Annotated in this window: 19 protein-coding genes and 1 pseudogene; 9 read left to right on the plus strand and 11 right to left on the minus strand. The window is 65.4% G+C overall.

The annotated features are described in order from the left end of the window. Nucleotides 1-15: 15 nt before the first annotated feature. Nucleotides 16-687, minus strand: coding sequence for a ribonuclease T2 family protein (locus tag VGN82_RS22870; RefSeq protein WP_327529380.1), 672 nt, complete (start codon nt 685-687; stop codon nt 16-18). Between the two features lie 9 nt (nt 688-696). Then, entirely contained in the window at nt 697-1,170 is a 474-nt protein-coding gene (locus tag VGN82_RS22875; protein ID WP_327529381.1) for a hypothetical protein, read from the minus strand. 203 nt (nt 1,171-1,373) lie between these two features. Between VGN82_RS22875 and VGN82_RS22880 the strand changes: the two genes are divergently transcribed. Next, complete coding sequence (locus tag VGN82_RS22880; protein ID WP_327529382.1) at nt 1,374-2,009, plus strand: pyridoxamine 5'-phosphate oxidase family protein; 636 nt, start codon at nt 1,374-1,376, stop codon at nt 2,007-2,009. 114 nt (nt 2,010-2,123) lie between these two features. On the opposite strand, the gene VGN82_RS22885 is transcribed toward VGN82_RS22880, so the two are convergent. Further along, a complete protein-coding gene (locus VGN82_RS22885) occupies nt 2,124-3,254 on the minus strand; it encodes an iron-containing alcohol dehydrogenase (protein WP_327529383.1) in 1,131 nt (376 codons plus the stop codon). Nucleotides 3,255-3,298: 44 nt separating this feature from the next. Continuing rightward, the gene (locus VGN82_RS22890) at nt 3,299-4,186 is read right to left on the minus strand and encodes a DMT family transporter (protein WP_327529384.1); all 888 of its coding nucleotides are present in this window, start codon (nt 4,184-4,186) and stop codon (nt 3,299-3,301) included. 160 nt (nt 4,187-4,346) lie between these two features. Between VGN82_RS22890 and VGN82_RS22895 the strand changes: the two genes are divergently transcribed. Then, nucleotides 4,347-4,664 carry an ArsR/SmtB family transcription factor gene (locus VGN82_RS22895; protein ID WP_327529385.1) on the plus strand — a complete coding sequence of 106 codons (318 nt, stop codon included), beginning with the start codon at nt 4,347-4,349 and terminating at the stop codon, nt 4,662-4,664. Continuing rightward, a complete protein-coding gene (locus tag VGN82_RS22900) occupies nt 4,664-5,221 on the plus strand; it encodes an SRPBCC family protein (protein WP_327529386.1) in 558 nt (185 codons plus the stop codon). Before VGN82_RS22895 ends, VGN82_RS22900 begins: the two co-directional genes overlap by 1 nt. A gap of 64 nt (nt 5,222-5,285) precedes the next feature. Here the strand turns inward: VGN82_RS22900 and VGN82_RS22905 are convergent, their stop codons facing one another. The 3 genes and pseudogenes from VGN82_RS22905 to VGN82_RS22915 all read right to left on the minus strand — a co-directional run bounded on the left by VGN82_RS22905 (nt 5,286) and on the right by VGN82_RS22915 (nt 8,965). After that, entirely contained in the window at nt 5,286-6,182 is an 897-nt protein-coding gene (locus tag VGN82_RS22905; protein WP_327529934.1) for a DUF1254 domain-containing protein, read from the minus strand. Between the two features lie 90 nt (nt 6,183-6,272). After that, nucleotides 6,273-7,683: pseudogene (locus tag VGN82_RS22910) on the minus strand (DUF1254 domain-containing protein); the annotation flags it as partial. 247 nt (nt 7,684-7,930) lie between these two features. Then, complete coding sequence (locus VGN82_RS22915; protein WP_327529387.1) at nt 7,931-8,965, minus strand: AraC family transcriptional regulator; 1,035 nt, start codon at nt 8,963-8,965, stop codon at nt 7,931-7,933. 79 nt (nt 8,966-9,044) lie between these two features. On the opposite strand from VGN82_RS22915, the gene VGN82_RS22920 reads away from it, so the two are divergent. From VGN82_RS22920 to VGN82_RS22940, 5 genes are all read left to right on the plus strand, one after another. Next, the gene (locus VGN82_RS22920) at nt 9,045-10,478 is read left to right on the plus strand and encodes a DUF1254 domain-containing protein (protein ID WP_327529388.1); all 1,434 of its coding nucleotides are present in this window, start codon (nt 9,045-9,047) and stop codon (nt 10,476-10,478) included. A gap of 9 nt (nt 10,479-10,487) precedes the next feature. Beyond that, on the plus strand, nt 10,488-11,357 hold the full coding sequence (locus VGN82_RS22925; RefSeq protein WP_327529389.1) for a hypothetical protein: 870 nt from the start codon (nt 10,488-10,490) through the stop codon (nt 11,355-11,357). Nucleotides 11,358-11,554: 197 nt separating this feature from the next. Next, nucleotides 11,555-13,051, plus strand: a complete 1,497-nt coding sequence (locus VGN82_RS22930; protein ID WP_327529390.1) for a sensor histidine kinase — start codon at nt 11,555-11,557, stop codon at nt 13,049-13,051. After that, a complete protein-coding gene (locus tag VGN82_RS22935; protein ID WP_327529391.1) occupies nt 13,048-13,491 on the plus strand; it encodes a response regulator in 444 nt (147 codons plus the stop codon). The genes VGN82_RS22930 and VGN82_RS22935 overlap by 4 nt, the downstream gene beginning before the upstream one ends. Nucleotides 13,492-13,512: 21 nt before the next feature. Continuing rightward, complete coding sequence (locus VGN82_RS22940; protein WP_327529392.1) at nt 13,513-14,574, plus strand: sensor histidine kinase; 1,062 nt, start codon at nt 13,513-13,515, stop codon at nt 14,572-14,574. Between the two features lie 30 nt (nt 14,575-14,604). On the opposite strand, the gene VGN82_RS22945 is transcribed toward VGN82_RS22940, so the two are convergent. From VGN82_RS22945 to VGN82_RS22960, 4 genes are all read right to left on the minus strand, one after another. Then, the gene (locus tag VGN82_RS22945; protein WP_327529393.1) at nt 14,605-15,135 is read right to left on the minus strand and encodes a winged helix DNA-binding protein; all 531 of its coding nucleotides are present in this window, start codon (nt 15,133-15,135) and stop codon (nt 14,605-14,607) included. Between the two features lie 134 nt (nt 15,136-15,269). After that, the gene (locus VGN82_RS22950; RefSeq protein WP_327529394.1) at nt 15,270-16,271 is read right to left on the minus strand and encodes a TRAP transporter substrate-binding protein; all 1,002 of its coding nucleotides are present in this window, start codon (nt 16,269-16,271) and stop codon (nt 15,270-15,272) included. 34 nt (nt 16,272-16,305) lie between these two features. Beyond that, a complete protein-coding gene (locus tag VGN82_RS22955) occupies nt 16,306-17,610 on the minus strand; it encodes a TRAP transporter large permease (RefSeq protein WP_327529395.1) in 1,305 nt (434 codons plus the stop codon). Between the two features lies 1 nt (nt 17,611). Beyond that, nucleotides 17,612-18,160: a TRAP transporter small permease gene (locus VGN82_RS22960; protein WP_327529396.1), complete on the minus strand. Its 549-nt coding sequence runs from the start codon at nt 18,158-18,160 to the stop codon at nt 17,612-17,614. Nucleotides 18,161-18,378: 218 nt separating this feature from the next. On the opposite strand from VGN82_RS22960, the gene VGN82_RS22965 reads away from it, so the two are divergent. Continuing rightward, nucleotides 18,379-21,978: a hydantoinase B/oxoprolinase family protein gene (locus VGN82_RS22965; protein WP_327529397.1), complete on the plus strand. Its 3,600-nt coding sequence runs from the start codon at nt 18,379-18,381 to the stop codon at nt 21,976-21,978. The last annotated feature ends 14 nt before the right edge of the window (nt 21,979-21,992 follow it).

Below are 21,992 nucleotides of genomic sequence, written 5' to 3' on the forward strand. Positions count from 1 at the left end.
GGTTCGGGCCGCCTGTCAGCGCGGCGCGACGACGGTGATGTCGCGCGCGCGGCAGCCGGAGCGATCGACCTCCTGGCACATCCGGAAATCGCGCAGGTCCTTGCTAAGGCAGATTCGGACCTCCTGAAGCACGCCGCGCTTGCAGGCTACTGACATCATGTCGGTGCGCAGGCCTGGATTGGCGGCGACGAAGGCTCGTTCGAGATCGATCGCCGTCCAGCTCTGGTTGCGCTCTGCTTTCGCGAGGGCCGGGGGAATCACGATCTTGTCGCGGGCGCGCCTGACATCGGCGAAATAGTCGGTCGGACTCGAGCCCGAGCAGGTGCCATGCTTGCGCCATTCGTAGCGCGCGAGGCCTTCGGTCGGGAACAGGCCCTTGGCCTGATCGAGCGCGATACGCGAGGGCGTGCGCCCGGCCGGGCCGCATTCGCTTGGATAGCCGCGCTCGTTCTGCGGCCAAAGACCGTGGACGACGAAGCGCAGGCCAACTCCCTCAGCGCATTGCTCGCGGTTGCGGTCGCGATCGCCGTCGAGTTCGCAAAAGCCCGGAGACCAGGACAGGGCCAGGACATAGAAATCGAAATCGCCCGGCTCGGCGCTGCGCTGGCGGTAGTTCTGGGCCTCGGCTGAGCCGGCGGACAGGGCGAGCCAAGCCAGCAAGCCCAGGCAAAGACGGGCAATCCTCACGGGTCGCAGCTACTTCTCGGGACCAGGGCGAGCCATCTGGCAGTCGGGCGCATAGGCGCGATGGCGGTCGAGCCCGCTGACGCACCAGTTGACGTTCCAGGTCCAGCCGAAGAGGCCGAGATTTTCGCGCACCGAGTAATCGACGCGGTGCCAGGTGCCGTCGTTCAGCGAGACCTTGGCGGTGCAGAAGCGGCGCGGAATGAAATCATCGCCCCAAGGCCGGAAGCCGATCGGCCGGATCCTGTCATAGCTGATCGCCTGGAGCGGCCCCCAGAACGTCGCTTCGCGCGAATTGAAGCCGTTCGTGATCTGGCCCAGCACGGCCGGATCCTCGCAGGCCGGCAGGTTGCCATACATCGGGATGATGCGGTTCTCGGCCATGTCGGCCGGATGCACCTGGCGGCGTCCGGAGGCCTCGGCCGAGATGGCGGCTGTCAGGACGGCGAGAGAGGCGAGGGCGGTTCGCAGCAATGCGCGGCGCATGGGCAGGGCCTCGTGCAGAGGGGCGGTCAAGATAACGCACGATGGCGACGGAGTGATCGAGGGTCAAGCCGGATGGGCGGGCTTGGCACCGATCGACGAGCGTTGTGACATTTCGACCCGGCGATGTGCTTTCTGCATGACGGTTGGGCTGGCGCACGGCGGCGGGATCGCAGAAACTCGCCGCCGTTTTCGGGGAGAGTGCCATGGCCACGCAAATTGATGATCCTGCAACGGGAATCGACGATCAGGCGGGCTTGCGGGCCCATATCGGGGCCGTCAATCCGCTGGCCGAGCGCAAGGTTCTGGACCGGCTCGACGGTTTCTGCCGGGACTTCATCGCGCTCTCGCCCTTTCTGGTGCTGGCCACCGCCGACGCGGACGGGCAGGCCGATGCCAGCCCGCGCGGCGACGCGCCTGGCTTCGTGCAGGTGCTGGACGAGCGCAGGCTGCTGATTCCCGACCGGCGAGGGAACAACCGCGTCGACAGCTACGCCAACATCCTCGCTGCGCCCGGCGTCGGCCTAATCTTCATGGTGCCGGGCATCGCCGAGACGCTGCGGGTGAATGGCCGGGCGCGGCTGACACGCGACGCGGACCTGCTCGGGCCCATGACCGTGCAGGAGCGGACGCCGACGCTCGGCCTGCTGGTCGAGGTCGACGAGGCCTTCTTCCATTGCGGCAAGGCGCTGATCCGCTCGAAGTTGTGGGATCCGACCGTGCAGGTCGAGCGCGGCAGCTTCCCGTCGCTCGGCCGGATCGTTGCCGAGCAGACCAAGGCCATCGGCGTCGCCGAGGCTGAGGCGAACATGGAGGAAGGCTACCGGACGCGGCTGTACTAAGAGCCGCGCCGCGTCATGCTTGAGCGCCGCGTAGCGGCGACCCGGAAACCCATTGGCAGAGAGCTCAGGCTGGCGAGATAGCCGGGTCAAGCCCAACCATGACGGCAGGCCCGATCAGAACGAGGCTTCCAGCATCGCCGTATAATCGGCGGCCGTAGCGGGGCGCGGATTGGTCGCGCTGGAATGGTCCTTCGTCGCCGCTTCCGCGATCGCCGGGACGACGCCGCGCGGCACGTCCATCGCGGAGAGCGTGGCCGGTAGACCGAGCCGCGCCGTCAGCCCGGCCAGCCATTCCGCGAGATCGGCATCGGCGGCGAGGCCGAGCACGCGACGGATCTCGGCGTATTTCTCCGGTGCATGCGAGGCGTTGAAGCGCAGAACGGCCGGCAGCAGCACGGCGTTCAGCGTGCCGTGATGGAGCGAAACCTCCTTCAGCCCGCCGAGAGGATGGGAGAGCGCATGCACGGCGCCCAGCCCCTTCTGGAAGGTCAGGCCGCCCTGGAGGGCCGCCATCATCATCTCCTTGCGGGCCTCGCGGTCGGAGCCGTCCTTGACCGCGCGCTCGATGAAAGCTGCGGCGCGCTTCAGGCCATCGAGCGCGATTGCCTCGGCGGGCGGGTTGTCGCGCGGGCTGAGATAGGTCTCGATGCAATGGGTGATCGCGTCCATGCCGGTCGCCGCGGTCAGCCAGCCGGGCAGGCCGAGCGTCAATTCGGGGTCGCAGATGGCGAGGCGCGGAATCAGATGCTGCCCGATAAAGCCGAGCTTGCGGCCGTCCTTCAGCGTGATCAGTGCGGCGCGGCCCACCTCGCTGCCGGTGCCCGACGTCGTCGGCACGGCGATTACAGGCGCCACGGCGGCGGTCACCTTCGGAATACCGCCGAGGATCGCTGCATAGGTCTGGAGCGGGCCCGGATGCGTGGCGAGCAGCGCCACGCCCTTGGCGAGGTCGATCGGCGAGCCGCCGCCGATCGCGACAAGTCCGTTGCAGCCGTGCTGACGATAGAGCGCAAGTGCAGCCTCGACGGCCTCCTCGGTCGGGTTCGTCGGGGTGCCGTCGAAGACCGGGGCTCCCGCGAGGACGGCGCCGAGCGCCTGAACCTTGCCGACGAGCCCGGCGGCGACGATGCCCTTGTCGGCGATGATCAGCGGCTTAGAGATGCCGAGGCCGGCAAGGTCCGCCTCGATGCCGGCGATCTCGCCGAAGCCGAACTTGACGGTGGTGAGATAGGTGATCAGAGCCATCGGGGTATCCTTCGCCTGCGATGCGGAGAGTGTCGCGTAGCCCGTCAGGGCAGATCAAGCACGGGTTTCACGGGCGCCGCCCGGCGTTCGAGGACGAGAAGGGCAAGGCCGGCCGCCACGATCAATGCGGAGCCCGCCAGCATCGCCGGCGTCGGCCAGTCGCCGAAGACGAGCCAGCCGAAGACCAGGGCCCAGACAATCAGCGTGTACTGGTAGGGCACCACGACCGAGGCTTCCGCCAGCTTGAGCGACCGGGTCACGCAGAGATGGGCGACCATCGCGACGATGCCGAGCAGGCCCAGCAGGGCGGTGTCCGCCCATGACGGCGTCACCCAGCCGAAGGGCAGCAGCACGAGCCCCATCAGCAGCGCGCCCAGGGTCTGCCAGGCGACGAGGGTGACGTCCGGCGTGCCGCGCAACTGGCGGCCGGCGATCATCATCCCGGCGAAGAGGATGCTGCCGAGGAGCGCCAGCAGGGCCGGCATCGACAGGCTCGCCCCGGTCGGATTGAGCGCGATCGCGACGCCAGCGAAACCCGCCGCGATGGCGATCCAGCGCCCGGCATCGACGCGCTCGCCCAGCAGGAGCGCCGCCAGCACCGCCGACCAGACCGGCGCCGCGAGCCAGATCGTCATGGTGTCGGCGAGCGGAAGATAGGACACCGCTGCGTAAAACAGCGCGACCTCGCCGGAGCCGAGCGCCACGCGCAGCACCTGCAGGCCCGGACGCTCGGGCCGCAGCGTGCGCATCACGCCCTGCTTGAACACGAAGGGCAGCAGAATGGCGAGCGCGGCGGTGCTGCGCAGCACCAGGACCTGGCCGACCGTATAGGTCGCCACCAGCCATTTCCCCATCACGTCGTTGAGGGAGAACATCAGGATGCCGAGCAGCATCATGCTGATGCCGGCCAGGGTCGTGTTTCGGGAGGGCATGCGTCGCGGGAACCGTTGAGGGCAGGACGAAGGCAGGGAGGTTGCCAATGGCCGAGACTCCGGTCCCGATCAAGCGCGCCGGCCGCGCAGGGGGCAGGCGCAAAGCGCCGCACAATAATTCACGATTGACTTAATTAAGCATATGGTGAAATGTTGGCTCATGGACGCCTTCACTGCTCTCGCCGACCCGACCCGCCGCCGCATCGTCGAAATGCTGGCGCAGGGTGCGCTTTCGGCCGGCGAGATCGGGGAGCGGTTCACCGTGTCGGCGCCGGCGATCTCGCAGCATCTGAAGACGCTGCGCGAGGCCGGGCTGGTACGGGTCACGGTCGCCGGGCAAAGGCGGATCTATGCGCTCGATCCCGACGGCATCGACAGCTTCGACCAGTGGGTCAGGCGCGTGCGCGCCTTCTGGCCCGATCGTCTTGCGGCTCTGGAAGCCGCGTTATCGAAGCCCGATCCGGGCGAGGAGGCGTGATGCAGGCTGCAACGAGCAAGGAATATGGCGAAGTGCTGGAGAGCGGCGCGGTGCGCTTCGAGCGGCTGCTGCCAGGGCCGATCGAGCGGGTCTGGGCCTATCTCACCGAAGGCGAGAAGCGCGCGACATGGTTCTGCGGCGGCGAGACCGAGCCGCGCAGCGGTGGCCGGATCGAGCTGTTCTTCAAGCATTCGCAGATCACCGATGAGCCGCCGCCGGAGAGCCATCGCAAGATGAACGACGAAGGAGCCCTGATGAGCGGCACCGTCACGCTATGGGAGCCGCCGCATCGGCTGGCCTTCAACTGGCAGGGCATGGGCGATCCCGATTCCGACGTCGAGATCGAGTTGGCGCAGGCCGGCGACAAGGTCCGCCTCGTGCTGACCCACCGCAGGCTGGCGACGAAGTCGCGCATGGCCAATGTCTCGAGCGGCTGGCACCTGCATCTCGGCCTGCTGGAGGACCAGCTCACCGGAGCGAAGCCGCGTGGCTTCTGGTCCATCCACGATGCGCTGAAGGCCGAGTACGAGGATCGCCAGCGCGACGCGCCCCTCTGAGACGCGCGCTTGGCAAGGAGGGGCAGGCGCAAGCCGGCCCCTCCTGCTGAGAGACCTCGCGGCCTCAGCTCGCGGGTTGCGGCTGCGGGAAACTCCAGGTGCCGTTCAGGATGGCAGGTTTGGGCCGATAGAGCCTGACGGTGTAGTTCCAGCCCGGCATGGTCGGCAGGCAGTTCGCGACCTTGCCGTCGCAGCCGCCGAACTGGATGGTGATCGCACCGTCGGGATCGCGCTTCGCAGTGAGGTCGTTGAGCGTGTAGGCGTCGTAGGGGTTCTTCTGATAATAGCCCTCGGCGTTGTACAGGCTGACGGACCAGAAGCCGTCGACGGGCACGTCCTTCACCCGCAACTTGTAGACGCTGCTCCCGTCGTTCCCGCTTGGCGTCACGTTGAGATACACGGCGTCCTTGTCGGGATTGCCGCCCCAGCCGGTGGCGGTGCCGATCAGATGGCGGATCGGATCGACTTCGCCCTTGGCGCCGAAGGCCTTCTTGAAGTCCGGGATGGTCGAGCCGAGCGCAAGCAGCGCATCACGGACCTTCTTCTGGCTGGCCTGGTCCCAGTTCGGCAGCGCGAGCGTGCCGGTGCTGCCCTGGCGAACCGCTATTGCGTCCTGCAGGCCGTGCGCCTGCTGCAGATCCTTGGGATTGGCCGGGTCGACGAGCGTTCGGACGGCGACTGCGACGTAACGGGTGCCGACATTCGCCTTCGTCAGGGTGCGCGGTCCCGGTCCATAGAAGACGTTCGGCACATAATGATCCTGGTTGATCACCTGCATCGACATGAAGCGCTTGCCGGCATCCGGGAGCGTGATGGTGACCGGGCCGGCATCGAGGTCGAACAGGGCGCTCGAATAGAGCGTGTCGCGGTTCAGGCGGATGACGAGCTGATGGTCGATGGAGGCTGGCTCGCGCCGATGCGTGAATTTACCGAACCCGCCGTCCTTGGCGATGTTGCCCATGTAGAGATCTGATTCCGCGCGAATGAAGTTGTCAGCGGTGACGGGCAGGGGCGTGGCCGATGCAGTCGCTGCAGCTGCAGCTTGCGCGTGCGCCTGCTGCAATGGCGGCGCCTTCCATTTGCCGGTCAGCGCAGCCTGCCTGGGCCAGTAGAGCCTCATCGCCATAAAGAACGGGCCCTTCGGCGCCGGCAGCCAGTTGGCCTCCTTGTCGGGGCCGGGCGATTCATTCTGGACGTCGAGCGTGATGCCGCCATCGCCGTCTCGCTTCAGCTTCGGCAGCATCGGCGAATTGATCAGGTAGCGGTTGAGCGCATTGGCGTAGAGCAGGCTGGCCGGCAGCTCGTACATGGTCAGCGACCAGAAGGCGTTGACCGGCGGCAGCTGTCCGGGCGCGAAACGCAGGGCGTAGGCCTTGCTCCCGTCGAGCTTCTGCCCGGTGGAATCGACGAAATAGGCCGGGTAGAGCGCCTCCTCCTTGGAGTTGCCGTAGATGCCGAGCACGGCCGCCGACATCCGCTGCAGATAGTCGTTCTTGAGATAGGCGCGCGTGCCGAAACCGTCGGCGCTGGTCTTCTTGCCGGTGTCGAGCTGGGTTTTCTTGAACTCCGCGAAGGTCTTCCAGGCATCGGCGATGCCGTCTTCCAGAGCCTTGCGCGTCTCCGGCGTCAACGCGTTGACGTCGAGCGGCTTGCCGGCCCCGATGCCGATCTTGGCAAAGCGCGCCATCAGGGTTTTCTCGGAGGGATGGCTGGGCGTGAACTGCAGCAGGAAGTTGAGCAGGCTGAAGAATTCCGGCGAGCGCCGTGCCTCCTCGACGCCAAGCGGCTTGCGGGCATCGACCGCGGGAACCGGCTTCGGCGCCGGCTGGCCGAGGAATTGCGACAGCGTCTGCACCTTGTAGCCGGCCTGGATCGCCTTGACCTTGTCGATGTCGGCGGCGTCGAAAAGCTGCGTCCGGTAGAGCACGAAGGCGAAGTCGGTCTCGGAGCGGATGACGTCCTTGATCCCGGCCGGCTTGCTGCCCTTCCAGCCCGGACCTGCAAGCAGATAGCTGCCCGCGCCATTGCCCGTCGCCCGGCTGCCGACATAGGCGAAGTTGTAGGTGTACATGTCGATGAACTGGAGCGAGTAGTAGCGCCCTTTCTCGACCGCGGGGACGGTGATCACCAGCGGTTCGGTGCGTAGATCAGCGCCGAGCTGCGAATAGGGCGTATCCGAATTCGGAGTCTGGATTGCCTTGTCGTCCGGCGTATAGACGCGCGCCGTGTTGTGGAGCGTGTTCCAGGGCGCCTTGAACTCGGGATTGTTGCGGTCGATGAAGTAGGAAAACTGGATCCGATAGTTGTCGACCATAGGGAAGCCGTAGATATAAGCTTCCCTGGCTATTGCTCTTGCTTCAGATGCCGGGATGGCCTGTGCCTTGGCGCTCGTGGGGCCGACGATGGCGACCAGCAATGTCGCCATGAGGAGCGCAAGAATATTCATGGTATTCCTCCCGCATCAATTTCGTAGGCAAAGAGAACGAGGGCGCCGATCCGCCACTGCTTCTCACATCATGGCGCAAGTCCCGGGCATCGCGTGTCGCGCCATTGAATCTGTGGCGCCGTTATCGGGAAACACTTACGTGAACCTCCGGTGCTTTGCCGGTTGGCGGAGCGCGGAGTCTCGGGCTCGGCCGTGGGCGCCGTCAAGCGACCGGGCAGGGCTCCGGCGCATGGCTGCTGCGCTCCTTGATGGGCGGGCCGTCATTAGGTGGCGCTGCCCACCATTCGCGATGCCGCCCGTTGGCGCCACCGGGTCGGGGTCATCCCGCTCCAGCGGCAGAAGGTCTCGGCGAAGACGCCAGGTGAGGCGAGGGCGACCGCCTGGCTGATGTCGCCGATCCGCAGGTCCGTCATTTCCAGCAGCTCGCGGGCGACGGTGAAGCGCATCTCGTCACGAAGCTCTTCGAAGGTCCGTCCCTCCTCACTCAACCGCCGCCGCAGCGTCCGCGGGTGAAGCCCGAGTTTGGAGGCTGCCGTTTCCATGGAGATGTCGCCGGCACAGAGCATGGGCCGCAAGGCGTGGCGGACGCGCTGGGCCGTCTCGACGAGTCGCGCCTGCATCGCTCGTTCAATGCTGTCGAGCGTTTGTCGATGCAGTCCCGGATCGGCGCTGGTGAGCTTGGTCCCTATCGATGTGCCATCCAGGATCAGGCAGGTTTGCGCCTGGTTGAAGCGAACCGGAAGCTTGAGCAGGCGGCCATGGGACGCTGCATTGGCCGGCTGGGATCGGGAGAAATGCGCCTCGACCGGCGCGACGCGACCGCCGGTCAATTGCTGGACCATCCCGATCCCGACGGCGATCACGGCATCATAGAGCTGGGTCGTTCCCGATGAGATCTGATCGAGCGCGCCATAGCCGAAAGCCAGATCCTCGTCGATGCGGTTGAGATAGACGATCGCGCCGCTGGAATAGCCGGGCTGCCAGGTGACGAAGTCGAGCAGGGCGTGATGCAGCGTCGGCGCCTGGCTCATCAGAGCCCCGATCACGCCGTGATGCTGCAGGGTGAAGCGCTGGCCGAGCAGCAAGCCGAGATGAGGGCAGGCGGTGGCCTGAGCCGCTCTATCCAGGATCGAGACGAGATTGCGGAACGGCAGCCGGGTTTCGGTCGTCAGATTGTCGGGATCGAGGCCGCTCCCATCGAAGATCGCAGCAGGGTCGCTGCCGAGTTCCCGAAGCAGGCCGGGCAGTTCGGCCAAGACGCCGGCCCGCTGCATCATCGGTTGGGCTGTGCCGTTCATCGTCACTTTGTCCTCCAAACCGAAGACCGTGCCGTGCGTCTGTCCTAAAGTCACGGCATTCATAACCTAGGGGGAAGCGATGAATCTGACACGGCGCAGCGCAGCATTCGGTGGGCTTTCCCTTGCAGCAGGCGCGGGTCTCGCGACTGCTGCATCTGGTTGGGATGGGTTGATCGTCGACGCCGTCGACAATGTCGAAGCATTCAAGATCGCATCAGACGCCTATGTCTATGGCTATCCGCTCGTCACGATGGAGATGACGCGCCGAGTCATAACCAATGTCGCTGCCCCGCAGGGCACGCGAGCGCCGATGGGGCAGCTGATCAAGCTTCGCTCCTACCCCGACGCATCATTCCGCGATGTCACCGCGCCCAATGCGGACACGCTCTACACCACGGCGTTCTTCGATGTGGGCGATGAACCCTGGGTTATCGAGGCGCCGGACATGCAGGGGCGCTACTTCCTGCTTCCGATGCTGGATGGCTGGACCGAGGTCTTCGAGGTTCCCGGCAAGCGGACCAGCGGAACCAACGCGCAAACCTATCTCATTACCGGCCCGGGCTGGAAAGGCGCCGTTCCAGCTGGCATGAAGCAGCTCAAGTCGCAGACGAGCATCGTCTGGATGCTCGGGCGCATCTACTGCACCGGCACGCCCCAGGACTATGCGGCGGTCCATGCGCTGCAGGACAAGTTCAAGCTCTACCCGCTGAGCGCTCAGGGCAAGCCCTGGACGCCGCCGGCCGGGAAGGTCGACGCGTCGATCGACATGAAGAAGTCCGTGCGCGATCAGGTCAATGAGTTGACGGCCACGCAATACTTCACGCTGCTGGCCGATCTGCTGAAGCGCAACCCGCCCACGCCGAAGGATGCGCCGGCTCTGGCGAAGTTCGCCAAAATCGGGCTGGTGCCGGGCAAGCCCTTCGATGCCAGTGCCATCGACAGCCGCTGGGAGACGAGGCTGCCCAAACTGTCCGTCGATCGCATCATGCTGCATTTCAAGTTCAGCGACGGCGACATCAAGGACGTCAATGGCTGGGGCTACACGGTCAAGGCCGGCAACTACGGCACCAACTATGTCCAGCGGGCGCTGGTGACGGCTATCGGCCTCGGGGCCAACAGGCCGCAGGACGCCGTCTATCCGACCTCATTGAGGCCCTCGACGTTTCATTCCTATGACGGTGCGAACAAATACGTGATGCGCTTCGCGCCTGGGCAGCAGCCGCCGGCGAAAGGCTTCTGGTCGCTGACCATGTATGACGAGAACTATTTCTTCGTCGACAACAAGATCAACCGCTACTCGATGAGCATGCGGACGAACCCCGTTCTCGAGAAGGACGGGTCGCTGGTGATCTACATCCAGAACGAATCCCCGGGAGCAGGCAAGGAAGCCAACTGGCTGCCAGCGCCGAAGGGCAAGTTCCTGCTGATGATGCGCCTCTACTGGCCTGACGAGAAGAAGCCATCGATCATCGACGGGTCCTGGGTAATCCCGCCGGTGACCAGGCAGGCTTGACCGATCGCCGTGGACGTTCATTCTCTGGTGAAAGCTGAGTCTGCGGTCACCGATGGCCGGGAGGCATGCCGTCGGGCGCTTTCTCTCGGGGGAGGTGGGGTGATGAATATCAAGGCTTGCCTGCTGGGATTGTCTGCGGTCGCGTGCTGGCAGGCGCCGGCACTTGCTGCCGACATGGCTGCGCCGCCGAGGATGGTGCAGGCTGCGCCGTCCGACTGGAGCATCGCCGTCACCGGATATGGCTGGATGGCGGGTCTGAACGGCGATCAAGCGCTGTTCGGCCTTCCTCCGGTCAATGTCGATCTGAAGTTTAGTGACATTCTTCCTTCGCTCAACTTTGCCGCTGCGGGCGTCGTCGAGATCAGGAAGGGGAGCTGGGGTTTTCTCGGCGAGTTGAACTACGTCAAGCTTTCGACCCGGCAAACCGGACCGGCGGGCTTCTTGACCGTCAAGCTCGACTCGTCGTCGCTGTTCGGGCTCGCGGCCGGAACCTATCGCGTCGCCGAGGGCGGATGGGGCAATCTCGACCTGATTGCTGGCGCCAAGTTCTTCAACATGTCGAACCGGGTCGCGCTGTTCGCGCCATTTCCGCTGCCTGATCTCAGGGGCGACGACAGCGCCACCTGGGTCGATGCGACCGCCGGTTTCAAGGTGCACCTGAACCTGAGCCCGAGCTGGTTCGCGACAGGGTGGCTGATGGGCGGCGCGGGTGGCTCCGATTTCCACTGGGACGCGCTCGCGGCGATCGGCTATCAGATCGACACGCGCTGGTCGGTGTCCGCGGGCTATCGCGCCATCGGCGTCGATTACCAGAGCGCGCGCTTCAGCTACGACATGATCCAGCATGGGCCGATCATCGGGCTGACCGCACGCTTCTGAGGCCGCGCCGCTGCTCCTGCTGCTGGAGCGCGGTTGCATCATGCGCTCGCTCCGGCCTTGCTCCGGGAGCCTCGCGCGCCGCTTTGGCGTCGTCGGCCGCGCGCACATTCATCTTATGGTGAGAGCCGCAATGTCATTTGACCTTGCGGGCCGCCGCGGGAACGGTCATCGAGGGATTCCTTTCCTTCGGACCGTTCATGCCGATCTCCCAAGCGCTATTCCGCCGAACGAACCTGCTGCTGATGGCGGCGGGGATCTTCGCGCTCGTCGTGATCGTCGTCAGTTCGCTCTGGCTGACTCTGGCGACCGAGCGCAACTTCGAGGATGTCGTCGACGCCCGCGCGGTGCGTAGCGCTTCGGCCGATCTGATGTCGCTGATCCAGGATGCGGAAACCGGCCAGCGCGGCTTTCTGCTCTCGCGTGGCGATCGCGCCTATCTGGCCCCCTATACGGAGGCGCTCGCCAACTACGAGGACCGGTTCAGGCGCGTCGCGGCGTCCGTACGCGAACTGCCTGATGTCGAGCCACAGGTCGCGCAGCTGCGGGCGACCCTCGACGCCAAACTGGCGGAGCTCGCTGCCAATGTCGCGATGACTGAAACCGGGGACTTCCCCCGTGCCGCCGCAATGGTTCGCGAGGGCAATGGCAAAGTTCTGATGGACGCGGCGCGTGCCGGCTTCACACGCATTCTCGAACGCTCCGAGGCCGCGCTGGCGACTGCGATCGCGGCGCAGGAAACGACGGTGACGCGGCTGCGCTGGGTCACGATCATCGGCGCTATCGTCATTCTGGGCCTCGCTGGCGCGGCTGCCTGGACAATCATCGGGTATACAGGAGAAATCCAGGCTGCCCGCCGCGAACTGGAGGGGCTGAACGTCGGCCTCGAAGAGCGGGTGCGCGAGCGCACGGATGCGCTGGTCAAGGCGAACGAGGAAATCCAGCGCTTCGCCTATATCGTGACCCATGACCTGCGTGCGCCGCTGGTCAACATCATGGGCTTCACCAGCGAGCTCGAAGCCACATTCCAGCCGATCGGGGCCTATTTCGATGCCGAAGGCCCCCAGGCCGCCGAGCTGAAGGCCGATGCGGAGCAGGCCCTGAAGACGGATGTGCCGGAGGCGCTCGAGTTCATCCGGTCATCGACGCGCAAGATGGACGGGCTGATCAACGCGATCCTGAAGATTTCACGCGAGGGCAGCCGGAGCCTGAAGCCGGAACGGCTCCAGCTCGGCGCGCAGCTCGAAGCGGCCGCGGCTGCGGTGCATCACCAGGCGAGCGAGACCGGCGGAGGCATCACCGTCGATGCGAAGGTCGACAGCATCGTCAGCGACCGCCTTTCGCTCGACCAGATCTTCGGCAATCTGCTCGACAACGCGATCAAGTATCGCGCGCCGGACCGGCCCCTCGACGTGATCGCGCGCACGCGCAACGGCCGGACCGGCTGGGTGAAGATCGAGATCGAGGACAATGGCCGCGGCATCGCCGCCGGCGACCATGAGCGAATCTTCGAACTGTTCCGCCGCTCGGGAACGCAAAATACACCGGGCGAGGGTATCGGTCTGGCGCATGTGCGCACGCTGGTGCGCAATCTCGGCGGGGACATCACCGTGAAGTCGGAATTCGGAGTGGGGACGACCTTCACGATCCTGCTGCCGGCCGATCTCAGGACAGTGAAGCGGAGCAACCAGTCATGACCAACGCCAAGCCCGTCTTGATCGTGATGATCGAGGACGACGAGGGCCATGCCCGGCTGATCGAGAAGAACATCCGCCGCGCCGGCGTGAACAACGAGATCATTCCCTTCACCAACGGCACGGACGCGCTGGCCTATCTGTTCGGAGCCGACGGTTCGGGAGCGGTCAGCTCCGGGCGCCATCTCCTGATCCTGCTCGACCTCAACCTGCCGGACATGGGCGGCGTCGACATCCTCGAGAAGATCAAGGCGAACGCGCATACGAAGCGTTCTCCAGTCGTGGTGCTGACCACGACCGACGACAGCCGCGAGATCCAGCGCTGCTACGATCTCGGCGCCAATGTCTACATCACCAAGCCGGTCAATTATGACGGCTTCGCCAATGCAATCCGCCAGCTCGGGCTGTTCTTCTCGGTCATGCAAGTGCCCGAGACGCCCTGACGCCGGCACTCGACGTTTCAGATGCCCCATCGCACCATCACCGTCCTCTATATCGACGACGACGCCGCGCTCGGCCGTCTCGTGCAGAAGATTCTCGGCCGGCGCGGCTATGCCGTCGAGCACGTACTCGACGCGGCCTCCGGTCTTTCCCGCATCGAACAGGGGGGCGTCGACGTGGTCATTCTCGACCATGATCTCGGCACGAGTTCCGGGCTCGACATGCTGGCGCAGCTGCGTGCGACCGAAGGTGCTCCGCCGGTCGTCTACGTCACGGCGTCACAGGATCTCGCGATCGCCGTACAGGCACTGAAGGCTGGCGCGGTCGACTATGTCGTCAAGACGATCGGCGAGGATTTCGAGGTCCTGCTGGTGTCTGGGCTGGAGCATTCGGTCGAGCAGACGCGGTTGAGACGGGCGAAGGAAGCGGCCGAACGCGAGGTGCGGGAGGCGCGCGACCGCGCCATGGTGCTGCTGGCGGAGGTCAATCACCGTGTCGGCAACAGCCTCGCGCTGGTGAGTTCACTGGTGCGAATGCAGGCGTCGGCCGTTCAGGATGCCGGTGCGCGCGCCGCGTTGGCGGAAACCCAGGCCCGCATCACCGCGATCGGCAACCTGCACCGCAGCCTTTACACCTCCGACGACGTCCGGACGGTCGACATGTCCGCCTATCTGGAAACCCTCGTCGGCGAACTCGGGCGGTCGATGTCCGCGACGGGGCAGACGCCGACGATCCGCTTCGAGGCGGTGCCGATCCTGACCAAGACCGACAAGGCGGTCTCGATCGGGATGATCGTCACCGAACTCGTCACCAACGCGATCAAATACGCCTATCCCGACGGGGAAGGCGAGATCCAGGTTTCACTGTCGCGGGACGGTGAAGGCGCGACGGTGCTCGTCGTCGCGGATGATGGCGTGGGCTGGTCGGGGCAGGGGCCGGCCACGGGCACGGGGCTCGGCGGAAAGATCATCGGCGCCATGGCGAAAAGCCTGGCGACGAGCATCGAATATGCGCAGCAGCCCCGCGGAACGCGCGCCGTGGTCAGGATCGGGCCTGAGAGCGAAGCGGGGGTGGCTGCGAGCTGAAGCGCACGCCTTGCCGTCCGGCTCGTGGCATCACAGGCTCGCCGCGGCCCGCGCGGCCTGGTCGTACTGGCCCGAGAGCGAGCGCATCGCCGCCGCGATCTCGGACAGGCGCTTCGGGTCGAGGCCCGTGGCGAGCACCGACTTGACCAGCAGCTGCTCCCGGATCTGGGCATAGCGCCGGCAGGCATCCTCGCCCGCGGGCGTCACCGTGACGGTCTTTTCCTTGCCCTTGCGCCCGGATTTGAGGAGCTTGAGCCGCTCCAGCTTCTTGAGCGCGTAGTTTACCAGATGCGTGTCCTCGATGTTGAGGACGAGGCAGATATCGGCGAGACGCTTCGGCTTGCCGCGATGGTTGACGTTGTGCAGCACCAGAACGTCGAGCGGCGAGAGATCGGGCACGCCGGAGGCGGTCATGCAGCGCAGCATCCAGCGCTGGAAGGCATGCACCGTCATGTTCATCGCGAACTCGAACTCCGAGAGGGCCGGCATCGCTCCCGCGGCGAGATGGCCGGAGGAAACGATGGGACCGAGATCGTCGGTGGGCAGTGCTGGATCGGGCATTCCGTCGCTTGTCAGAAGGGGCTCGGGGAGCCCCCTCTCAGGAGGAGGGGGCCGGTGATTGGATGGCCGCCGGACGCTCGAAGGCGATCGCACGGTGGCCGCGGAGGTCAGCGGGCCGAGGGCCTCGCCAGACCTCACATCTTCTTGTAGGCGTCGACGATCGCCTGGCCGTCGGCGCCGGCCTTCTTCAGCCAGTCCGAGGTCAGCGTGTCGCCAGCCTTCTTGAAGCCGGCGGCGAGTTCGGCGCTCGGGGCCTGGACCTTCATGCCCTTGGCTTTGAGCTGGTCGAGATACCAGCCGGCCTTCTCCTGCCACATCTTCCAGCCGCGCTCCTCGGCAACGGCGGCGGCTTTCAGGATCGCATCCTGCGTCGCCTTGTCGAGGGCGTTGAAGGCGGCCTTGTTGACGAAGGTCGCGTCCTTCGGGATCCAGGCCTGCGTGTCGTAGAAGTGGGTCAGCGACTCCCAGACCTTGGAATCATAGCCCGTGCCGCCGGACGACATGAAGGAGTTGACGACGCCGGTCGCCAGCGCCTGCGGCAGTTCCGCCGCCTGGATCGTGACCGACTGCATGCCGAGCAGTTCGCCGAGGCGGGCCGTGCCGACATTGTAGGAGCGCCACTTCAGGCCCTTCATGTCCTCGACCGAGTTGATGTCCTTCTTGGCGTAGACGCCCTGCGGCGCCCAGGGGACCATGAACAGCAGCTTGATGCCCTGGCTGTCGAGCTTCTTCTCCACCGCGGCCTTGGATGCCTTGTAGAGCTTCAGGGAGTCGGCAAACGACGTCGCAAGGAATGGAACGACGTCGATACCGAAGATCGGGTCCTCGTTTTCGTGGATCGACATCAGCACCTCGCCCATCTGGGCCTGGCCGGAGGCGACTGCGCGCTTGATCTCGGGCGCCTTGAACAGCGAGGCGTTGGGATGGACGGTGATGACGAGCTTGCCGCCGGTCGCCGCCTCGACGTCCTTGGCGAAGAGCACGAGGTTCTCGCTGTGGGGGTTATCGGCCGGATATGCGCCGGGCAGATTCCACTTGGTCTGCGCGAAGGCCGGAGCCGAGAAAGCGAGCGCGCTGACGCCGAATGCGAAAGCGGCGCCGGCCAGGCTCCGGTTGATGCTTCTACGATTGATCATGGTGTCATTCCCTCTTTGTTGATTGTTGAAGATATCAGTCCGGGAAAGCGAGCTTCGGCAGGAAGAGCACGATCTGCGGAAAGCTGGTGATGATGACGACGGCGACGTTCAAGAGAATGAAGAACGGAAACGCCGCTTTCGCAATCGTCCAGGTGTCTTTCCTGCTCATGTTCTGGAGCACGAAAAGGTTGAAGCCGACCGGCGGTGTGATCTGCGCCATCTCGACATGGATCACCAGATACACGCCGAACCAGACCAGATCGAAGCCAGCCTCCTTGACCATGGGCAGGACGATCACGGCCGTCAGCACGATCATCGAGATGCCGTCGATCAGACAGCCGAGGATGATGTACATGCAGGTCAGCGCCAGCACGAGCATGTGTGTCGAGAGCTGCTGTCCCTTTACCCATTCGGCCAGCGCAGCGGGGATGCCGGTATAGGCCATCGCCGCCGTGCAGAAGGCTGCGCCCGCCAAGATCAGCATGATCATGCAGGTCAGGCGGGTGGCGCTCATGATGCTCTCGAACAGCGTGCGCCAACTCAGCGTGCCGGTCCACCAGGCCAGGAACAAGGCACCGCTGACGCCCCAGGCGGCACATTCGGTCGCGGTGGCGAAGCCGAGAATGAGCGAGAGGAATACGGCAGCGATCAGCACAAGGCAGGGCATCAGCTTGGCCGACTGCTTCAGCTTCTCCATAAAGGGGATCGAAGGATCGCGCGGCGGCGTCTTGTCCGGGTTGAGCAGCGACCAGATTATGACGTAGCCCATGTAGAGCGCCATCACGAGCACGCCGGGCAGGAAGCCGCCGAGGAAGACCTGCAGCACCGAGACGTTCGCGGTGACCGCGTAGACGACCATCGGTATCGACGGTGGAATCAGCAGGCCGAGCGTGCCAGAGCCGGCAAGCGTGCCGAGGCTCAGCTTTTCGTCATAGCCGCGCTTTGCCAACTCCGGCAGCGAGATCTTGCCAATTGTCGCAACGGTCGCGGCGGACGAGCCCGACACGGCGGCGAAGATGCCGCAGCCGATGATGTTGGTGTGGATCAGCCGGCCGGGCAGCCATTGCAGCCAAGGCGACAGGCCCTGGAACATCTGTTCGGAAAGGCGGGTCCGGAAAAGGATCTCTCCCATCCAGATGAAGAGTGGCAGCGCGGCCAGCGTCCAGCCGCTGGCTGCGCTCCAGACTGTTGTCGCGAGCACCTGGCCGATCGGCACGTCGGTGACGAGCCACATGGCGAGCAGCCCAACCAGGCCGAGGCCGACGGCGATCCAGACGCCGCTGGCGAGCACGAGGACGAGAAAACCGAGAAGAACCAAGGATAGAACAGGCAGACTCATCTCAGACGCCTCCACCCTGGGCGACGCGTTCGACCAGTTCTTCGACGGTCTTGGGCGGTTCGGGTTCGTAAGTTGGCCTGCCCGTTCTCAGGACGATGACGAACTCGTCGACGATCGCGATCAGCAGCGTGCCGAGGCCGAGTACGAGTGAAAGCTGCGGAATCCACAGTGGAACCGAGATCACGCCGGTCGACATGTCGAAGAACTGCCAGGAGTCATAGGCGAGCTTGCCAGTCTGCCAGGTGAAGTAGCCGATGAAGCCTGCCGCGACGGTCAGTGTGAAGAGCTCTGTCCATCTCTTCGGAGCACCATCGAGCCGTTCGAGCAGGAGCCCGACACGGATCATCTCGCCGCGCTTGAAGGTGTGCGCGAGGCCGAAAAACGCCATGGCGGCGAAGGCCCAGCCGGCAAAATCGTCCCCGGAGGGCACGTTGAGATTGATCTCGCGACCTGCGGAAAGCAGCATCATCAACGCGAAGATGACAACGAGGAATAGGCCCGCGATGTAGCCGGCGGCGAGATAAAGGCCATCAAGGGCGCGGCGGATCATCGGCGCGGCCCCTGTGGAATGGCGCGCCACGCGCCTTCGGTTGCCAGGGTTCGTCCTGTCATTGCATCCTCCGTCGCGACACAGTCCGGCCCCTCAGCCATGTTCCGGTCACAATTGCGATCGTACCCGCCGAATCCTGCTTGTCAACAACACATCGACAATTTATCGATGAAACGTCAGCAACGCTCTTGCTGACCCTGAACGAGAAGGATGTGGGGATGTCGTCGTCGCGTTGGGGCTTCTGGATCGACCGGGGCGGGACCTTCACCGATGTGATCGGTCGCGGTCCATCTGGCAAACTCCATGCCAGAAAACTGCTCTCGGAGAATCCGGGGGCCTATCGCGATGCAGCCGTGCAGGGCATTCGCGACCATCTCGGGTTGAAAGCAGGCGAGCTCATCCCTGCCGGGGCGGTCGGCGAGGTCCGGATGGGCACGACGGTCGCGACCAATGCGCTGCTCGAGCGCAAGGGCGACCGCACGCTGCTTGTGACGACGAAGGGTTTTCGCGATGCGCTGCGCATCGGCTACCAGGCGCGCCCCGACATCTTCGCCAAGGAAATCATCAAGCCTGACCAGCTGTACGACGCGGTCGTCGAGGTCGAGGAGCGCGTACTTGCGGACGGTGTGGTCGAGCAGGCGCCCGACGAGACTGCGATCCGCTCAGCCCTGCAGGCCCAATTCGATGCCGGCTTCCGTGCCGTCGCCATCGCCTTCATGCATGCCTATCGCTATCCTGCCCATGAGCAAATGGCGGCGCGCATCGCCCGCGAAATCGGCTTCCCGCAGGTTTCCGTCAGCCACGAGGTCTCGCCGCTGATCAAGCTGGTCGGGCGCGGCGACACCACCGTGGTCGACGCCTATCTCTCGCCGATCCTCGGCCGCTATGTCGCGCAGGTCTCGGAAGAGCTCGACATCGCCCGCACCGGTGCGCGGCTGATGTTCATGATGTCCTCGGGCGGGCTGACGGCAGCGGAGCTGTTCCAGGGCAAGGACGCGATCCTGTCCGGCCCGGCCGGCGGCGTCGTCGGCCTCGCCGAAACCGGCCGCTCGGCCGGCTTCGACCGGGTGATCGGCTTCGACATGGGTGGCACCTCGACCGACGTCGCCCATTTCGACGGCGAGTATGAGCGCGCCTTCGAGACGGAGGTCGCGGGCGTGCGGATGCGCGCGCCGATGATGCTGATCCATACGGTTGCGGCAGGCGGCGGCTCGATCCTTCACTATGACGGCGCGCGCTTCCGGGTCGGTCCGGACTCGGCCGGTGCCAATCCCGGCCCGGCCGCTTATCGCCGCGGTGGGCCGCTCGCGGTGACCGACGCGAACGTCATGGTCGGCAAGCTGATTCCGGCCTATTTCCCGTCGATCTTCGGTGAGAGGCGCGACGAGCCTCTCGATGTCGAAGCGGTGAGGGCGAAATTCGCGACGCTTGCTGCCGAGGTCGGGGACGGCCGCAGCGCGGAGGAGGTCGCCGATGGCTTCATCCAGATCGCCGTCGCCAATATGGCTGAGGCGATCAAGAAGATCTCGGTCCAGCGCGGCTACGACATCACGCGCTATGCGCTGAACTCCTTCGGAGGCGCCGGCGGGCAGCATGCCTGCCTCGTGGCCGATGCGCTCGGCATCAAGACGGTGCTGCTGCATCCGTTCTCCGGCCTGCTTTCGGCCTATGGTATGGGGCTCGCCGAGATCCGCTCGACGCGGACGGCGGCGCTTGACGTCGCCTTGGATCGTAAGGCCCAGGCCGCTGTCGAGGCCGTGGCTGCAGGCCTTGCCGCCGAGACCCGGGCGGAGGTCTCCGGGCAGGGCGTCCCGGAGGGCGATATCGAAATCCTGACCCGTGCCCATGTCCGCTATGCCGGCACGGACACCGCGATCGCTGTCCCCGCAGGCGGGGCCGAGGCGATGAAGTCGGCCTTCCAGACCGCCCACAAGGCGCGCTTCGGCTTCATGGACGAAGCCAAGCCGCTGGTGATCGAGGCCGTCGAGGTCGAGGCGGTCGGCGGCGGCGCCAAGTTCGAGGAGGCGTCCGCGCCCGAGACTGGGGGCGCGCCCGTCGCAGCCGAGACGACGCGCGTCTTCTCGAAGGGGCAGTGGCACGAGGCGGCGATCGTGCGGCGCGAGGCGATGAAGCCCGGCCAGAGCGTCGCCGGCCCTGCGATCATCATCGAGGCCAACCAGACCGTCGTGGTCGAGGAGGGCTGGTCGGCGAAGCTGACGGCCAAAGACCATCTCGTCCTCGAGCGCACCAAGGCGCTCGTGCAGCAGGCGGCCATCGGCACCAAGGCCGATCCGGTGATGCTCGAGATCTTCAACAACCTGTTCATGTCGATCGCCGAGCAGATGGGCGTGACGCTGCAGAACACCGCCTATTCCGTGAACATCAAGGAGCGGCTCGACTTCTCCTGCGCGGTGTTCGACCAGACCGGCGCGCTGGTCGCCAATGCCCCGCACATGCCGGTGCATCTCGGTTCGATGGACAAGTCGGTCGAGACCGTCATCAGGAACAATCCGGTGATCCGGCCCGGCGACGTCTACTGCCTGAACGCACCTTACAATGGCGGCACGCATCTGCCGGACATCACGGTCTGCACCCCGGTCTTCGACGAGGCGGAACAGGAGATCCTGTTCTGGGTGGCCAGCCGCGGCCACCATGCCGATGTCGGCGGCACCGCTCCGGGATCGATGTCGCCGCTGGCGACCGTGATCGAGGAGGAGGGCGTCTATATCGACAATTTCAAGATCGTCGATCAGGGCCGCTTCTGCGAGGACGAGCTTGTCGCGATCCTGACCGGCGCGCGCTGGCCCGTGCGCAACGTCGTCCAGAACGTCAATGATCTGAAGGCGCAGATCGCGGCCAATGCCAAGGGCGTCGCCGAGCTGAGCAAGATGATCGCTTCGTTCGGGCTCGAGGTGGTGCAGGCCTATATGGGCCATGTCCAGGACAATGCGGCCGAGAGCGTGGCGCGTCTGCTGACCAAGCTGCACGACGCCGAGTTCACCTATCCGATGGATCAGGGCTGCGCGATCAAGGTCAAGATCACCATCGACCGTGAGAAGCGCGAGGCTACCGTCGACTTCACCGGCACCTCCGAGCAGCGCCCGGACAATTTCAACGCGCCGGCGCCGGTGACCCGCGCCGCCGTGCTCTACGTCTTCCGCGTGATGGTGGACGACGCGATCCCGATGAACGCCGGCTGCCTGCGGCCGATCAGGATTATCGTGCCGGAGGGCTCGATGCTGGCGCCGCGCTATCCTGCGGCTGTCGTCGCCGGCAATGTCGAGGTGTCGCAGGCCGTGACGAACACGCTGTTCGGGGCGCTAGAGGCGATGTCGGCCTCGCAGGGCACGATGAACAACCTCACCTTCGGCAACGAGCAGTACCAGTATTACGAGACGATCTGCTCGGGCTCGCCGGCGGGGCCGGGCTTCAACGGCACGTCGGGCGTCCACGTCCACATGACGAATTCGCGCCTGACCGACCCGGAAATCCTGGAGACGCGCTTTCCGGTCGTGCTCGAGGATTTCCACATTCGCGCCGGCTCCGGCGGGCGCGGAAAGTGGAACGCGGGCGACGGCACCAGCCGCACCATCCGCTTCCGGACCGGCATGGACTGCGCGATCCTCGCCTCCCATCGCAAGGTCCGGCCCTTCGGCGTGAAGGGCGGCGAGCCCGGCCAGTTGGGCAAGACGCTGGTGCGGCGGCTGTCGGGCGAGGTCGAGGAGCTCAAGCCCTCGGACCAGACCTGGCTGGAGGCCGGCGAGGCGGTGACGGTGATCACGCCGACGGCCGGGGGCTACGGGAAGCGGGAAGGCTGAACGCCTCCCCGCAA

This window comes from Allobosea sp. (assembly GCF_035999205.1).
GTDB lineage: Bacteria > Pseudomonadota > Alphaproteobacteria > Rhizobiales > Beijerinckiaceae > Allobosea.